Raw genomic sequence first — 15007 nt, 5'->3', positions numbered from 1 at the left:
TCAGGAAGCAAGATTGCCGGAGGACTGACGCTTCAGCGCACGCCGGCGAAGGAATTCGGCGGTGACGACAAGCAGCAGGGCCGGCACGAGATTGAGGGTCGCCAGCGCCGGATAGATCGGCGATGAGCCGACAGCGATTCCGCTGTAGACGAAAATCGGCAGCGTGCGGGCGGTTCCGGCGAGCGAATAGGAAATGTAGAAATTTCCCCAGGAGAGAAGGAAGGCGAAGATGGCGGCCGAGAAGATGCCCGGCCACAAAAGCGGGAACGTAACCTCGCGGAAGACCTGCCAGCCGTTCGCCCCGGCATCGCGCGCCGCATCCTCCAGCGTCTCGTCGAAGCCGTAGACCTGCACGGCCACGACGACCAGCGCAAACGGCGTGATGTAGACGACGTGCCCGATGATGACGGTGAAGAGGCCGTTCGAAAAGCCGAGCCAGCTGCCGAGCACCGAGAACCACAGGAGCATGACGACGCCAAGCAGCAACTGAGGGAACAGCAGCGGCGCGAAGGTGAGCGCGCGGAACGCGGCCTGCATGCGGAACCGGTAGCGAATCCAGGCGACGGCTCCGGCGGTGCCCAGCACGGTGGCGAAGAGCGTCGAGACCGCTGCGACCACCGCCGAGTTGCGGACTGCCGGGAGGAAATCCGGCTTGCTGAACAGTTCGCCGTACCAGGCGAGCGAGAAGCTCTCGATGGGCAGCGTCAGCACGCGGCTCGAGGTAAAGGAGAACGCGACCAGCGTGGCGATGGGAGCATAGAAGAACAGCAGCAACAGGACCACCGTTCCGACAAGCAGCGTATCGACGAGTGCGTTGCGAAGGCGCTGGGCGTTCATGCAGGCCTCCCGGGAGCAGAACGGCGTCGCAGCGCGAAAGCGGACGAGAGCGCCAGCATCAGCGCGCCGATGACGATGAGCACCATGGTGAGTGCGGCACCCAGCGGCCAGTTCACACGCGTTTCGAAGCTCTGGCGGATGAGTTCGGAGGCAAGCGGCGCCGTGCCGCCACCCAGAACCTTCGGTTCCAGGAAGGCGCCGAGGCTGAGCACGAAGACCAGCACCGCACCGGAATAGAGCCCAGGACGCGACAGTGGCAGCGTCACTTCGAAGAAGGTCCGCAGACGGGAAGCCCCGGCATCATAGGCCGCAAGCACAAGATCGCGATCGATGCGCACCAGAGACAGGTAGATGGTGAACATCGGGTAGGCCACGAGGTTGTAGACCATGCCGATCATCGTTCCGGCCGGCGTAAACAGGAGGTTCAGCGCGTCAGCCGGAAAGCCGATGTGCATCAGCAGCCAGTTCGCCACACCGTTCTTGTCGAGGATGAGAATCCAGCCAAAGGTCTTGAGGACCGCATCGGTCAGGAAGGCGAAGATGATGAGGATCTGGATCTGTGTCTTGAAGGTTTTCAGCCGGGTAGCCAGCGCATAGGCGGCCGGGAAGGCGATGGCAATGCAGATTGCCACGCACACCAGCGCCATGACGACCGTGCGCACCATGATCGTCCAGTAGTGCGGTTTGGAGAAGACCTCCGTCCAGATCTTGAGGTCCCAGCTCCAGGAGAGGCGGTAGTACTGCGTGGTCTGGAAGGTCAGCACCGCAGTCATCACGAGCGGCACGAGGAAAAAGGCGATCATGACGACCGCAAGCGGCGCCACGGCAGCGAGCAGGACCGGATCCCTCCAGTATTTGTCTTCGATCTTCATGCTCACTCCGACAGAAGGAAGGCCTGGGTTGGATCAAAGCCGATGCGGACCGTCTCGCCGACGCGGGCCGGCAGCACGATCGAGCCGGCGAGATCGACGATCACGGCCGCCTCGAGGCCGGGCACGCGAATGCGGTACTGTGTCGAGGAGCCCTTGATGAAATACTCCTCAACCACGCCCTCCAGCGTCCATTCGCCGGCTTTGGCATCGTTGCGGACGATGCGGATGCTCTCGGGCCGGACGAGCAGCGCGGTTCCCTTTTCGGACAGGGACGGTGCGACATGTTCCGTTGCGATTTCAGCGCTGGCGCCGGGGGTCAGGGGGGAGGTGACCTGCACCCCGCTAGCCGTTAGGACGGCGGCGACGGGCAAGAAATTGGTCTCGCCGATGAAGCCGGCGACGAACATGTTGGCCGGACGATAGTAGATGTCGGCCGGGGTGCCGACCTGGACCACATGGCCGCCGCGCATGACGCAGATTCGGTCGGCAAGCATCATCGCCTCTTCCAGGTCGTGCGTGACGAGCACGAAACTGGTGCCGAGCTCGCGATGCAGCTTCTTCAGCTCGGCCTGGAGGGATTTCTTCAGCTTGGCGTCGAGCGCACTCATCGGCTCGTCGAGCAGGAGCACGCCGGGCCGGGACACCAGCGCGCGGGCCAGCGCCACGCGCTGTTGCTCTCCCCCGGAAAGCTGGGCCGGATAGCGCTGGAGATAGTCCGGCCTGAGATGCATTAGGTCGAGCATCCCGCGCACGCGGTCTTTCGTCTCCGCCACCGGCACCTTCTGCAGCTTCAGCGGAAAGCCGATGTTCTCTGCCACGGTCTTGTGCGGGAAGAGGGCGAGCTTCTGGAAGACCATGCGCGTCGGACGGCTTGCCGCCGGGACGCCGCGCATGTCTTTTCCTTCGATTTCCAGGCGGCCGTCGGTCGGTTCCTCGAATCCGGCAAGAATCTTTAGAAGCGTCGTCTTTCCGCAACCGGAAGGGCCGACGAGTGCTACGAATTCGCCGGCGCCGACCTGCAGCGAGACGCCGTGAAGCGCGCGCGCCGAACCGTAGTCCTTCACAATCCTGGCGGCGTCGATGATGGGGCTGACCAAGCTCGATGTCCTTGATATCTGCAACGGGTATGGACAGGCCGGCCAAGGAGGGCAGGCCTGTCGGGTTCGATACGCTCAGGTTCAGCGGGCGGCGAGTTCTTCCTGCCAGATCGCCAGCATGTCGTCGATGTTCGGCGCGACCGTGTGGAACTGGCTGTTGTCCCAGGCCGTCCACATATAGTCCATCTGCAACGCCTTCTTCTCTTCTTCCGAGAACAGCGCTTCGGCCTTGCTGTTGGGTACCAGGTTGCAGGTTGCGTCGGTGATAGCGAGCTGCTTGGCCACGTCCGGCGAAACGATGTATTTCAGGAAATCGGCTGCGACCTGGGTGTTCTTGCCGTTGTCGATCAGGCCGGTCGCTTCCATCCAGATGATGCCCTGCTTCAGGCCGTCCTTCGGTTCGGGGACGATGGACTGGATGTAGTCATGGCCCTTGATGCGCAGCGATGAAGTGCAGTACGTGCCGCCGCCGATCAGGGCGCGGAAGGAGCCGTCGAGGAGGCCCTTCTGCGCGACGGCAAGGTCGGCAACGATGGCGCGGGTATTCTTGAAGGCCGCGCGCAGAACCTTGCGCACTTCATCGAGCGCGGCCTGATCGAGTTCCTCGTAGGGGTTGACGCCGGCATAGAGCGCGAGCGGCATGATCGGCCAGTCACCCCAGTCGAGCAGGCAGATCTTGTCCCGGAAAGCCGGGTCGAAGACCGGCGCATAGCTGGACCAGGTCTCCAGCTTGTCGAACTTGGTGTTGACGGTCGGGCCGACCCAGCCCCAGCGCGTCGGAAGGCCCGTTGCCTTGCCTTCGAACTGCAGCGGTTCGAACGGGGCGCGGAACTGCGGGTAGAAATCCTCGTACTGCGCGGCGAAATCCTTGTCGTCGATGAAGCGGCAGAAGCCGGCCGGTCCCATGCGCTGGATCCATGGGCTGTCGGAGGAAACGAGGTCGAAATCGCGAGACGCGCCGGCCGCGAGCTTGGCGAAGCCACCGGCCGAGTCGGTGATCAGATCGATTGCGATCGATACGTCGTTCTTCTTCTGGAAAGGATCGAGGATGCTGGGGGCGTTGTAGCCTTCCCAGCACATGTAGTTGAGGCTCTCGGCCGCCGATGCGCTGCCGCGCGATGCGAGGAAGCCGCTGCTTGCTGCTGCGATGCCAAGGCCGAGGCCGCCCATGCCCTTGAGCACCGAGCGACGGCTGGCCGTGCCTGTCATGGTTTCTGCTGTTCCCTTTTTCATTATCTTTCCCTTCCTTCTTCGATCGTTGTGACGGCGCTCAGACCACTCCCAGATAGCGTCTGACTTCCCATTCGCTCACCTGCCGCTGATATTCGGCAAATTCGACGTCGCAGTTCTCAGTGAAACTGTCGACGAAGTCGTCGCCGAACAGCGCGCGGGCGGTCTTGCTGGCCCGCAGACGGGCCGAGGCCTCGTGAAGGTCGCGCGGGAAGACCGCTTCCGGCGCGGGCCTTGCTGCGTAGAAATCCTCCGCGCTGCCGGGCGGTGGCTCGATGCCGTCGCGAATGCCGGCCAGGCCGGCGCCGAGCAGCATGGAGAGCGCCAGATAAGGATTGGTATCGGCGGACGGAACGCGGAATTCGATACGGGTGCTGGCCGGCTGGTCGTTGATGACGCGCACGGCAGCCGTGCGGTTCTGTACGCCCCAGTTCGCTGCCGTCGGCGCCCATGCGCCGGGCACCAGCCGCTTGTAGGCGTTCACCGTCGACGAACACATTGCCAGCAGTTCCGGCATGAGCTTCAACAGGCCGCCGAGGAAGTGCCGTGCCGTGACGCTGATTCCGTCCGGCGCGGACGGATCGGCAAAGACTGGATTGCCGTCCTGGTCGCGCAGCGAAAGATGTAGGTGGCCGGACTGGCCGGACAGCTTTGGCGACAGCTTCGACATGAAGCTGACCGTCTTGTTGTTGCGGGCGAAATAGGCGCGGGCGAAGTTCTTGAACAGCATCGCGTCGTCGGCCGCCTTGATGCCCTTGGCATAGGTCAGCGGCGCTTCGAAGCAGCCGGGGCCAAGCTCGGTATGCATGGCGTCGATCGCCACACCCATGGTCGCCATCGCCTGTTCCAGCCCCGAAAGGAGATCGCCATGGAGCGCGGAGGTCTGCAGCGAATAGGTGCGGTTGCCCTGCGCGAAATGGGTCAGATCGCGGTATTGCTTGGCCCGCATGCTCTCGGGCGTTTCGTCGAAAACGAAAAACTCAAATTCGAACGCGGCGAGGACGTCGAAACCGAGTTCGGCGGCGCGCTCCAATTGCGCCAGACAAACGTTTCGCGGGGTGCGCCGGCCGAATTCGCCATCGAAGTCCGCAAGGCAGAGCGCGGTGTTGGCCGCGAACGGATAAGTCCGGATCGTATCGTCGAACAGCTTTGCCGGGCGATCGACGAAGGAGCCGTCGCGATAGGTGTTCTCCGCGATATCCCAGAAATAGAGGACTTCGCAGAAGGGATAGCCCTGCTCGGCAAGCTTGACGGCCTTGTCGGCCGAAACCAGCTTGTCGCGGAATTCACCTGCCGGGTCGACCATGCCGATGTGAACGGCGCGTGCACCGATTTCCTGAAGTCTGGTTTCGAAGGTGGACGGAGTTCTTGACTTGGACATGGCTTGTTTCCCGACGTGTGGGGTAGCCTAGAGTTGAGCCCTGTGGCATGAAAATATCCCCTTGGGGATAGAAGGGCATGCGTGGTCTGCGCCCGAAGGCTATCGGGGACGCGAAGGGGCATTTCTTGGACAAAGGGTTTGCGGCGTGGAACAGCGCGGTCGCCACGGCCATGGAAGCGGTCGGCACCAACGCCTTCGGCAAACGGCTGGAGGCCGCGCTCGCCACCATCGTGGATTTCGACATCCTGATGGTATTCGGCTACAGCGGCGCCGACAAACCGGTCTGCTGTTACCACAACATCGATACGCTGCGCGCCCGCACCGTCATCGACGCCTACATCTCCGGGCCCTATCTGCTCGACCCCTTCTACAGCGCTGCGATGGATCGCAAGGGGGGCGGCATTCTGCGGCTGAAGGACATGGCGCCCGACCATTTCTTCAGCTCCGAATATTATCGGCGGCACTATGTCCTGACCGGCATCCGCGACGAGATCGGAATTCTGTGCCGCCCAGCGAACTGGGCGGGGGTCGTCTTCAGCTTTACGCGCCCAAATACCTCCCCCGCCTTCGGCCGCAAGGACCTAGCCTCGATACGGGATGCCGAGCCTTTGCTGCGCGCGCTTGGTGAAGGGCACTGGGGCTCGGCGGACCACGCGCCGGTGACGGCGCGGCCGTCCGCTGCACACGACCCGATCAACGAGACCTTGAGCCGGATGACCAATGGAATACTGACGCCGCGCGAGGTCGAGATCACCTCGCTGATCCTGCGGGGACATTCGAACGCCTCGATTGCGGAAACGCTGAAAATCGCGCCCGGCACCGTCAAGATCCATCGCAAGAACATCCATCAGAAGTTGAACATTTCCAGTCAGGCGGAACTTTTCGGACTGTTTATCCAGCAAATGTCCTCGGGTCTGTAGATTCTAAGGGCCGGTTCGATTGATCATGACCATGCTGCCGGATCCGGCCTCGGCCAGACTATCGGTTGCAACAATTCGTTTCGGTTCTGGAAGGCGCTACGCTACATCAGCCGGAAAGCGAGAGAGAGGGCGGACCAAACGTGACGGACAGGAATGGCAAGGACGCGACCTTGCATCAGCGCATCTTGAGCGACATCGAGGGCAAGATCGTTTCCGGCGAATGGCCGCCGGGCCACCGCCTGCCGTTCGAGGTCGATCTCGCTGACCAGTATGACTGCTCGCGTATGACCGTAAACAAGGTAATGACCCAGCTTGCCAAGGCTGGGCTGATCGAGCGACGCAAGAAATCCGGCACCTTCGTCAAGCAGCCCCAGGCGCAATCGGCGGTCCTCGAGATCCACGATATCGAGGCAGAGGTGAAGTCGCTGAACCTGCCCTATACGTTCCAGGTCACGCGGCGCTCCATGCGAACGGCTTCGGCGGAAGATGTGCGCCGCTTAGAGGTGCAAGGAGGCGCGAAGCTGCTTGATATCGTCTGCACGCATTTTGCCGGGCCCCGTCAATTCTGCGTCGAGGAACGCCTGATCAACCTGGAGAACGTGCCCGAGGCGGGCGAAGCCGACTTCAAGGAGGTTTCGCCCGGTCGCTGGCTTTTGAGCCAGGTTCCGTGGAGCACGGCCGAGCACCGCATCCAGGCGGTCGCCGCCTCCGCCGAAATGGCTGCGCTTCTGGGTGTTGCGCGCGGTGCGGCCTGCCTTGTCGTCGAACGTCGCACCTGGAGCGGCCTCGGCCCCATCACCCAGGTCCGCTTCACCTATCCGGGCGACAAACATGCGCTCGTTGCCAGGTTTACTCCGGCCTCGCAGTAGGACCCTCAGGTAAGAGTAAGAGGGGTGGACTACCGGCCGGCGCGGATGGCTTCGAGCGCGGCCAGGAAGTGGTCGTTTTCTTCCGCCGAGCCGATGCTGGCGCGAATAAAAGCGTCGAAGCCAGGCTGCTTCCAGGGCTTGACGATAACGCCACGCTTCAACAGCTCCTCCGCAACGGCGGTCGAGTTCCCGCGCGCATCGAAGAAGAGGAAGTTGCATTTCGACGGCGCGACGCGATAGCCGGACGATTCCAGGGTTTCTCGGACCCGTTCGCGCTCGCCAATCGCGTGTTCGACCGAAAGGCGCAGATGGCCCTCGTCTGCCAGGGCGACAATCGCCGAAGCCTGTGCGATAGCGTTCGTGTTGAATGGCGTTCGCGCACGATCGAAGAACGAGCAAAGATCTGCGCCGCTGGCGATCCCGTAGCCGATGCGCAGGCCGGCAAGGCCATAGGCCTTCGAGAAGGTGCGCAGCACGACCCAGTTTGCGCCCGTTTCGCCCAGCAGGTCGACCGCGGAGGGGTAATCCTCGCCTGCGGCATATTCCGCATAGGCTTCGTCGACGACGAGAAGCGTTTCGTCGTCCAGGGCCTCGATAACCGTCTTGAGCCCCGCCGGGGACAGCCAGCTTCCGACGGGGTTCATCGGGTTCGAGAACATCAGGATGCGCGGCTTGCGGCGTGCGGCGGCGACAAGTGCGTCGAGATTGATTTCCAGATCGTCGCGCACGGTCACGCGCTCGACGATGCCGCCCATCAGTGTCGCATAGTCCTCGTGCAGCGGAAAGGACGGATAGAGCGTTGCAACCGTGTCGCCGGGACGCACGACCGAGCGGCAAACGACCGCAATCAGATCCTCAGAGCCATTTCCTAGAATGACCTGCCCGGTGCCGACGCCGAAGTGTCCGGCAATCTCTGCGCAGAGGGCGCGACCCTGCGGATCGGGATAGAGTCGCGCGAGATCGCCGATGTCGGCAAAGAGCTTCCGCAACCGGGGCGAGGGGCCGAGGGGGTTCTCGTTGGAGCCGAGTTTGGCGATACGATCCACTTGATAACGTGTGCGGACCTCTTCCAGCGTCAGCCCGGCATTGTATGGTGCGAGCGAACGGACTTCCGCGCGGATGGTGCTCGAAACGTCGGCCATATTGCATACTCCATGGGAAGCGATTTTGCTCCAAGTCATAGGGCAGGAATCGACTCCTGTATATATGTATAGACATTATTTCGGGAAAGTGTTGTCATCCCACGGTGGATTATAAAGGAGCAGCCATGACCCGCCCCAACTTCGATCTGACCGGACGCCTCGCCCTTGTCACCGGCGCCAGCCGCGGCATCGGCCAGTCGATTGCCGTTGCCCTGGCCGAGGCCGGCGCGGATGTCGCCGTGACGGCGCGCAAGGTCGAAAATCTTGCTGAAACGGTGGCGCTGGTCGAGAAGGCGGGGCGCAGATGCATCGCGCTCGCCCAGGACGTGAGCAACGTGGAATCGTGCCGGGCGGTGACGGCCGCAGCCGCCGATCAGTTGGGTGGGCTGGATATCCTCGTCAACAATGCCGGTTTTGAGAACGTGCAGCCGTCGCTGGACCTCGACGAAGCGATCTGGGACACGATCCTCTCGATCAACCTGAAGGGTTCCTTCTTCTGTGCGCAGGCGGCTGGCCGCATCATGGCAAAGCGTGGCGGCGGCGCGATGGTCAACCTTTGCTCGTTGACGTCCTATGTGGGCGTGCCGACGGCTGTGCCCTACGGTGCCTCCAAGTCCGGTCTCCTCGGCATGACGCGGGCGCTTGCGACGGAATGGGCTCCGCACGGCATTCGCGTCAATGCGATCGCGCCCGGGTACTTCCGTACCGCGATGACGGAGGTATTCTATCAGGACGAGGACTGGCAGTCCCGAATGCTGTCGCGGATTCCGCAGGGCCGCTTCGGCGGGGAGGGGGACATAGGCGGTGTCGCCGTGTTCCTCTGCAGCGAGGCGGCGGCCTATGTGACGGGGCACTGCATACCCGTCGACGGCGGCTACCTCTCCTCGATCTGAAGTCATCACGATCGCGCTATTCGACAGCACAGTTGCGGAAGACTGCGCCTTCACCCTTCCAACGCGCTTGCCTTTTTCGCTTGCTGCGGCAAAGACAGAACCTGGATTGATGGCGTATTTTGCATCTGCACAAATTGTGTGCGTCTTTTGTGCAAGTGCAAAATTTACGCAATTGTCGTTGACGGTGGCCGGCTCAATATGTATATACATCATCCATCCCGCTGGCGGATGGGAGTGTCTGCCGGTCGGATGAAACGAGCCCTTGACCTGGTGGCGCCATGCGCCGCAGGTGAGGGAAGAGCAGGGGAATGACATGGGCATTGTTTCCACCGATCTCCACAAGGCCGGCGCGATTGCCGTCTCCGTCAAGGATGTCGGAATGGTCTTCGGGAATGTCCATGCCGTCAGAAGCGCGTCTTTCGATCTGCCGAAGGGAAAATTCCTGACGATCCTCGGGCCTTCCGGTTCCGGCAAGACCACCCTTCTGCGCATGATCGCCGGTTTCGACAAGCCGACCAGCGGCGAGATTTTCATCAACGGCCAGCCGGTCAGCGCGGTGCCGCCGCACAAGCGTGCGATTGGCATGGTGTTCCAGAAGCTGGCGCTTTTCCCCCATATGACGGCCGCCGAAAACGTCGCCTTTCCGCTGAAGATGCGCCGTCACGATGCCCGCACGATCGGCGAGAAGGTGGAGCGCTACCTGGAACTCGTCCGCCTCGGCGGCTATGGTGGCCGGCGGATCAACGAGTTGTCGGGTGGTCAGCAGCAGCGCGTCGCGATCGCTCGCGCCCTCGTGTTCGAGCCGGATCTGCTCCTCCTCGACGAGCCGCTGGCCGCACTCGACCGCAAGCTGCGCGAAGAGATGCAGCTAGAATTCCGGCGCATCCAGAGGGAGCTCGGGGTCACCACGATCAATGTCACGCACGACCAGCGCGAGGCGCTGGTGGTGTCGGATGAAGTCATCGTCATGGATGGCGGCGAGATCCAGCAGAAGGCCCAGCCCGTGCATGCCTACCGCTCGCCGGCCAACGCCTTCGTCGCCAATTTCATCGGCGTCACGAATTTCATCGACGGCAAGGTGTCGGCGATTTCCGGCTCGACGGTGAGTGTCGAATCGAATGGTCAGGTTCTGGCGGGTGTCGTTGCCGCTGATGGCGCTCCGCTCGTCGACGGTTCCGCCTGTTCCGGTGCCGTCCGCGCCGAGCAGATCCGCATCGCTTCTGCGCGTACCGCGCTCGAAGGTCTGGAAACGATTGTCGAGGGACAGGTCACCGATTCCATTTTCGAAGGCGAGCGGATGGTCTACGAGGTGACGGTGCCGGCGCTCGGTGGCGCCATCCTTCGCGTGTTCGACCACGATCCGGTATCGCACCTGCAGTTCGGTCCGGGCGAGAATGTCCGGCTCGGGTGGAATGCGAAAGACATGCATGTATTCAAGAAGTGACCGCTGCACGGTCCATTCAGAGGAGAACATATGATGCCGAATGATAAGATCCTGTCCGCTCAAATCCGCCGCCGCACGCTGCTCGGCTCCATGGCCGCCGTCGGAGCGTCTGCCGGCCTGTCGACGCTCGGCGTCAGCAAGGCTTTTGCGCAGGAGCCTGAGAAGCCTTCCGAAATCATCGTGCGCGCCTGGGGCGGCAGCTGGGTCGATAGCCTGAAGGCCGGCGTTTCCGACAGCTTCACCAAGATGACCGGCATCGCTGTTCGCCACGACCTGACCGAGGACAACGAGATCCAGCCGAAGGTCTGGGCCGCTGTCGCACAGGGCCGCGTGCCGCCGATCCACATCAACTGGGACACGACGACGAACGCGACCAAGTCGGCGCTGCGCGGCGTGACCGAAGATCTCTCCGACCTGCCGAACCTGAAGAACACCACCGATCTCGCCAAGCCGGTCGGCCTCGACGGCTATCCGATCGTCAACACCTACGGCTACGTTTACGTTCTCGCCTATCGCCCGTCGGCTTTCCCCAACGGCGCGCCGAAGTCCTGGAAGGACCTGCTCGATCCCAAGCTGAAGGGCCGCATCGCGCTCTATAACGACGGCATCGGCTTCCATTTCCCCGCACAGGTTGCCGGCGGCGGCAAGCTGGAGGACATTCCTGGCAACATGCAGCCGGCATGGGACTTTATCGCGAAAATCAAAGAACAGCAGCCGCTGCTCGGCGAAGATCCGGATTTCACCACCTGGTTCCAGAAGGGCGAGATCGACGCCGCCTGCACCATCTCCACCAATGCGCGCGAAGCCAGGAAGAACGGCATCGAGCTTGCATGGGTTGTGCCGGAGGAAGGCGCCAAGTTCGATACGGATGGCCTCTGGATTCCCAAGGGCCTGCCGGAGAACGAGCTTTACTGGGCCAAGCAGTACATCAATCACGCGCTGACCAAGGAAGCCCAGCAGGTCTGGCTCGACGGTCTCGGTCTGCCGGGCGTGGTCCCGGGCCTGACGCCGCCGGCCGATCTCGTTGGCGATCCGTCCTACCCGACCACCGAAGAGGACTTCAAGCATCTCATCCGCATCTCTTCGAAGGTGCAGGTCGAGAACGAGAGCCAGTGGTTCGCCAAGTTCAAGGAAATCATGCAGGGCTGAGGCCCCGCCCGCCCGTCGCTTCCCCTCTGGCGGCGGGCCTTCTGTTTGCATTGCGAGGATCGGTACCCATGCGCCATTCCCGTGCCGCATATCCGCTGACGTGGCGCGTCATGGATGTGCTGGAGCGCCTTGCGGCCGCCGTATGGCCGTCAAGTTTCCAGCGAGGCCTTCCCTATCTCATGCTGCTGCCGGCGGTCGTGCTCGTGGGGCTTCTGGTCCTCGGGCTGATCCAGATCGGCGACTCCAGCCTTAGAACGCTGGACACCAGCACCTTCATGATGTCGGAGAACTACACACTCGCGAACTATCAGCGCGCGCTCAGCGAGAAGTTCTTCGCCACTGTTGCCGGACGCAGCCTCGTGGGGGCGGTGATCGTCACTGTCGTCACGCTGATCTTCGCCTTTCCCTACGCGTATCTGATGGTGCGCACACCGTCCTCGGCCCTGCGCAAGTTCCTGCTCGTGGCGCTCTTCCTTCCCTTCTTTATCGGCCAGGTGGTGCGCGCCTATGGCTGGTTGATCATTCTCGGCAACCAGGGAATGGTGAACGAGGCGCTCGGCCTCGTTGGCGTGCCGCCGATGCGCCTTCTCTACAATTACCCCGCCGTGCTGTTCGGCCTCGTACAGTACATGCTTCCCTTTGCGGTTCTGATGCTGGCACCTGCTTTGACTGCTATTCCGGCTGAGCTGGAATCGGCGGCAAGTTCGCTGGGTGCCGGCTGGGTCCGCACCTTCCGCCACGTCGTGCTGCCGCTTGCCCGTCCCGGCCTCGTCGGCGCCGGCCTCGTTGTCGTTACGCTGTCGCTGACCGATTTCGCCATTCCGGCGATCCTGGGTGGCGGCTCGCAGGACTTCATCGCCAACGCCATCTACGACCAGTTCTTCCGCACCTCGGACCAGGGGCTCGGTGCCACGTTGTCACTGCTGCTGGTCGCCGTCGGCTCCATCCTGGTCGGCGTCGTCTTCATGCTGTTCGGCGCCGGCACGCTTGCCATGGGAGACGAACGCAAATGACCGGGAGCCGCAGCAAGTCCATCGTCATCTGGGCGTTCGTCATAACGGCTCTCGTCATGCTGTCCGCACCCACCGTCGTCGTGCTGGGGGCGTCTTTCACTGCCGGAAACATCATCACCTTTCCGCCGGAAGGGCTGTCGCTGAAGTGGTACGGCGCCATCGCGCAGGCGAGCGACCTTCGGCAGGCCTTCGTCCGGTCGCTGATCGTTGCGACGATCTGCACGCTGATCGCGATCCCTGTCGGAACGCTGGCCGGCATCGCACTTTCGAAGTACCGCGTCCGCTTCGCCCGTACCATCCAGATCTACCTGCTGTTGCCGTTCACCATTCCGTTGATCGGATCGGGTATCGGCATGATGCTGGTGTTCGGTGAGATGGGCGCGCTCGGTAAGCTTTGGCCCGTCGGGATTGCGACCTGCGTGATCAACCTGCCCTTCATGATCTGGGCCGTCACGGCCAGCGCCTCCAACCTCAGCCCCGACCTGGAACTGGCGGCCGCCAACTGCGGCGCCCCGCCGCTGCAGCGGTTTCTCTACATCACCCTCCCGGCTGTTCTGCCTGGCATCATCACCGGCTCGCTGTTGATGTTCATCCTGGCCCTCAACGAGTTCCTGGTCAGCCTGCTTCTGGTGGATGCGCGCAGCGTCACCCTGCCGGTGCAGATCTACAATTCGATCCGCTCCATCATCACGCCGGACCTCGCCGCCATCTCCGTGGTCTTCATCGCCTGCGCAGGCGTTGCGATCGCGCTTCTGGACCGCCTTGTCGGTCTCGACATTTTCCTCAAATCGAAATGACCCCTTGGGGCCGCTCATCAAGGACACGACGATGACTGACGTCTCTTTCTACGAATATTCCAAGCTGACCGCCGATGAGAAGGCGGCGCTGCTGCGCCGCTCGGAGACGGATATTTCCAGCTTCATCGAAAAGGTGGCGCCCATTCTCGAGGCGGTGCGGACAGAGGGCGACAAGGCGCTGGCCCGTTTCGGCCGTGAGCTCGACAAGGCAGATGTCACCGAAGCGAACCTGAAGGTGACGGAGGCTGAGTTCGATGCAGCGTTCAAGCTCGTCGACGACAGCGTTGTCGAGTCCATCAAGTTCGGGATCGACAACATCCGCCATTTCCACGAGGAGCAGAAACCGGAGGCCATGTGGCTGAAGGAGATCCGCCCGGGTGCGTTCGCAGGCGACCGTTTCACCCCCATTCAGTCGGTGGCGCTTTATGTGCCGCGCGGCAAGGGTTCCTTCCCTTCGGTGACGATGATGACGTCCGTGCCGGCCGTCGTTGCCGGCGTGCCAAACCTTGCGATCGTCACGCCGCCTGCGCCGGATGGCTCGGTCGACGCGGCAACGCTGGTCGCAGCCCGTCTCGCCGGCGTCGAGACCGTTTACAAGGTCGGCGGCGCACAGGCGGTCGCGGCAGTCGCCTACGGCACGGAGACCGTCAAGCCGGCGCTGAAGATCGTGGGCCCCGGCAGCCCCTGGGTCGTCGCTGCCAAGCGCTCGCTCTCGGGCGTCATCGATACCGGCCTGCCTGCCGGCCCCTCGGAAGTGATGATCCTTGCAGACGATACGGTGCATGGGGGGCTCGCCGCGCTCGATCTCCTGATCGAGGCCGAACACGGCCCGGATTCCTCGGCCTACCTCGTGACGCACAGCCGCCGCGTTGCCGAAGAGGCAATCGCCGCGCTTCCCGAGCACTGGAGCAAGATGACAGAGCAGCGCGTCGGCTTCTCCAAGGCCGTTCTGACCGGAAAGACGGGTGGTGTGGTGCTGACCTCGTCGATCCAGGAGAGCTATGAGTTCGTCAACGCCTATGCGCCCGAGCATCTTGAACTACTCTCGACCGAACCCTTCATCCATCTCGGTCATATCACCGAAGCTTCCGAGATCCTGATGGGAACGCATACGCCGGTCAGCATCGCCAACTTCTCGCTTGGACCGAATGCCGTGCTGCCGACGAGCCGCTGGGCGCGGACCTTCGGGCCGCTTTCGGTCACCGATTTCGTCAAGCGCAGCTCGATCGGATACGTCACCGCTCCGGCCTATCCGGAATTCGCGAAGCACTCCCACAATCTCGCACTCTACGAGGGCTTCTCCTCACACGCGCTGGCGGTTTCGCCTGTGCGCGACGCCTATCTGAAGAAAGGCGCGTGACCG

General features: G+C 62.7%; 14 protein-coding genes. 8 read left to right on the top strand and 6 right to left on the bottom strand.

The features are described 5' to 3' along the window. From CRO48_RS03725 to CRO48_RS03705, 5 genes are all read right to left on the bottom strand, one after another. Positions 1–837: an ABC transporter permease gene (locus CRO48_RS03725; protein ID WP_097136413.1), complete on the bottom strand. Its 837-nt coding sequence runs from the start codon at positions 835–837 to the stop codon at positions 1–3. Continuing rightward, positions 834–1709 (bottom strand): ABC transporter permease, encoded by an 876-nt coding sequence (locus CRO48_RS03720; protein ID WP_097136411.1) that lies wholly within the window; start codon positions 1707–1709, stop codon positions 834–836. The genes CRO48_RS03725 and CRO48_RS03720 overlap by 4 nt, the downstream gene beginning before the upstream one ends. Before the next feature lie 2 nt (positions 1710–1711). After that, positions 1712–2806 (bottom strand): ABC transporter ATP-binding protein, encoded by a 1095-nt coding sequence (locus CRO48_RS03715; protein WP_176526644.1) that lies wholly within the window; start codon positions 2804–2806, stop codon positions 1712–1714. 81 nt (positions 2807–2887) lie between these two features. Next, positions 2888–4039, bottom strand: coding sequence for an ABC transporter substrate-binding protein (locus tag CRO48_RS03710; RefSeq protein ID WP_097136407.1), 1152 nt, complete (start codon positions 4037–4039; stop codon positions 2888–2890). Positions 4040–4076: 37 nt separating this feature from the next. Then, positions 4077–5417, bottom strand: coding sequence for a glutamine synthetase family protein (locus tag CRO48_RS03705; protein WP_097136405.1), 1341 nt, complete (start codon positions 5415–5417; stop codon positions 4077–4079). 125 nt (positions 5418–5542) lie between these two features. Here CRO48_RS03705 and CRO48_RS03700 point away from each other — a divergent pair, with 125 nt between their 5' ends. Together CRO48_RS03700 and hutC are read left to right on the top strand one after the other, a co-directional pair. Beyond that, entirely contained in the window at positions 5543–6337 is a 795-nt protein-coding gene (locus CRO48_RS03700) for a helix-turn-helix transcriptional regulator (RefSeq protein WP_176526643.1), read from the top strand. Positions 6338–6477: 140 nt separating this feature from the next. After that, complete coding sequence (hutC, locus tag CRO48_RS03695; protein WP_097136401.1) at positions 6478–7206, top strand: histidine utilization repressor; 729 nt, start codon at positions 6478–6480, stop codon at positions 7204–7206. 29 nt (positions 7207–7235) lie between these two features. Here the strand turns inward: hutC and CRO48_RS03690 are convergent, their stop codons facing one another. After that, positions 7236–8348, bottom strand: coding sequence for a histidinol-phosphate transaminase (locus tag CRO48_RS03690; protein ID WP_097136399.1), 1113 nt, complete (start codon positions 8346–8348; stop codon positions 7236–7238). A 125-nt stretch (positions 8349–8473) separates the two neighbouring features. Here CRO48_RS03690 and CRO48_RS03685 point away from each other — a divergent pair, with 125 nt between their 5' ends. From CRO48_RS03685 to hisD, 6 genes are all read left to right on the top strand, one after another. Beyond that, the gene (locus CRO48_RS03685) at positions 8474–9241 is read left to right on the top strand and encodes an SDR family NAD(P)-dependent oxidoreductase (RefSeq protein WP_097136397.1); all 768 of its coding nucleotides are present in this window, start codon (positions 8474–8476) and stop codon (positions 9239–9241) included. A gap of 313 nt (positions 9242–9554) precedes the next feature. Beyond that, on the top strand, positions 9555–10685 hold the full coding sequence (locus CRO48_RS03680; protein WP_097136396.1) for an ABC transporter ATP-binding protein: 1131 nt from the start codon (positions 9555–9557) through the stop codon (positions 10683–10685). Between the two features lie 33 nt (positions 10686–10718). Further along, a complete protein-coding gene (locus CRO48_RS03675) occupies positions 10719–11834 on the top strand; it encodes an ABC transporter substrate-binding protein (protein WP_097136768.1) in 1116 nt (371 codons plus the stop codon). A gap of 68 nt (positions 11835–11902) precedes the next feature. Beyond that, positions 11903–12847: an ABC transporter permease gene (locus tag CRO48_RS03670; RefSeq protein ID WP_097136394.1), complete on the top strand. Its 945-nt coding sequence runs from the start codon at positions 11903–11905 to the stop codon at positions 12845–12847. Next, the gene (locus CRO48_RS03665; protein ID WP_097136392.1) at positions 12844–13644 is read left to right on the top strand and encodes an ABC transporter permease; all 801 of its coding nucleotides are present in this window, start codon (positions 12844–12846) and stop codon (positions 13642–13644) included. Before CRO48_RS03670 ends, CRO48_RS03665 begins: the two co-directional genes overlap by 4 nt. A 31-nt stretch (positions 13645–13675) precedes the next feature. Next, complete coding sequence (hisD, locus tag CRO48_RS03660) at positions 13676–15004, top strand: histidinol dehydrogenase (RefSeq protein ID WP_097136766.1); 1329 nt, start codon at positions 13676–13678, stop codon at positions 15002–15004. Positions 15005–15007: the final 3 nt, after the last annotated feature.

This window comes from Rhizobium subbaraonis (genome assembly GCF_900220975.1).
GTDB classification, from domain to species: Bacteria; Pseudomonadota; Alphaproteobacteria; order Rhizobiales; family Rhizobiaceae; genus Mycoplana; species Mycoplana subbaraonis.
This window is presented reverse-complemented; position numbering and strand designations above follow the sequence as displayed.

What these genes read in the sequence shown, in the direction of transcription:
- CRO48_RS03725 (WP_097136413.1), bottom strand. Translation starts at nt 837, where the DNA reads ATGAACGCCCAGCGCCTTCGCAACGCACTCGTCGATACGCTGCTTGTC.
- CRO48_RS03720 (WP_097136411.1), bottom strand. Translation starts at nt 1,709, where the DNA reads ATGAAGATCGAAGACAAATACTGGAGGGATCCGGTCCTGCTCGCTGCC.
- CRO48_RS03710 (WP_097136407.1), bottom strand. Translation starts at nt 4,039, where the DNA reads ATGAAAAAGGGAACAGCAGAAACCATGACAGGCACGGCCAGCCGTCGC.
- CRO48_RS03705 (WP_097136405.1), bottom strand. Translation starts at nt 5,417, where the DNA reads ATGTCCAAGTCAAGAACTCCGTCCACCTTCGAAACCAGACTTCAGGAA.
- CRO48_RS03690 (WP_097136399.1), bottom strand. Translation starts at nt 8,348, where the DNA reads ATGGCCGACGTTTCGAGCACCATCCGCGCGGAAGTCCGTTCGCTCGCA.
- CRO48_RS03685 (WP_097136397.1), top strand. Translation starts at nt 8,474, where the DNA reads ATGACCCGCCCCAACTTCGATCTGACCGGACGCCTCGCCCTTGTCACC.
- CRO48_RS03680 (WP_097136396.1), top strand. Translation starts at nt 9,555, where the DNA reads ATGGGCATTGTTTCCACCGATCTCCACAAGGCCGGCGCGATTGCCGTC.
- CRO48_RS03675 (WP_097136768.1), top strand. Translation starts at nt 10,719, where the DNA reads ATGCCGAATGATAAGATCCTGTCCGCTCAAATCCGCCGCCGCACGCTG.
- CRO48_RS03670 (WP_097136394.1), top strand. Translation starts at nt 11,903, where the DNA reads ATGCGCCATTCCCGTGCCGCATATCCGCTGACGTGGCGCGTCATGGAT.
- CRO48_RS03665 (WP_097136392.1), top strand. Translation starts at nt 12,844, where the DNA reads ATGACCGGGAGCCGCAGCAAGTCCATCGTCATCTGGGCGTTCGTCATA.
- hisD (WP_097136766.1), top strand. Translation starts at nt 13,676, where the DNA reads ATGACTGACGTCTCTTTCTACGAATATTCCAAGCTGACCGCCGATGAG.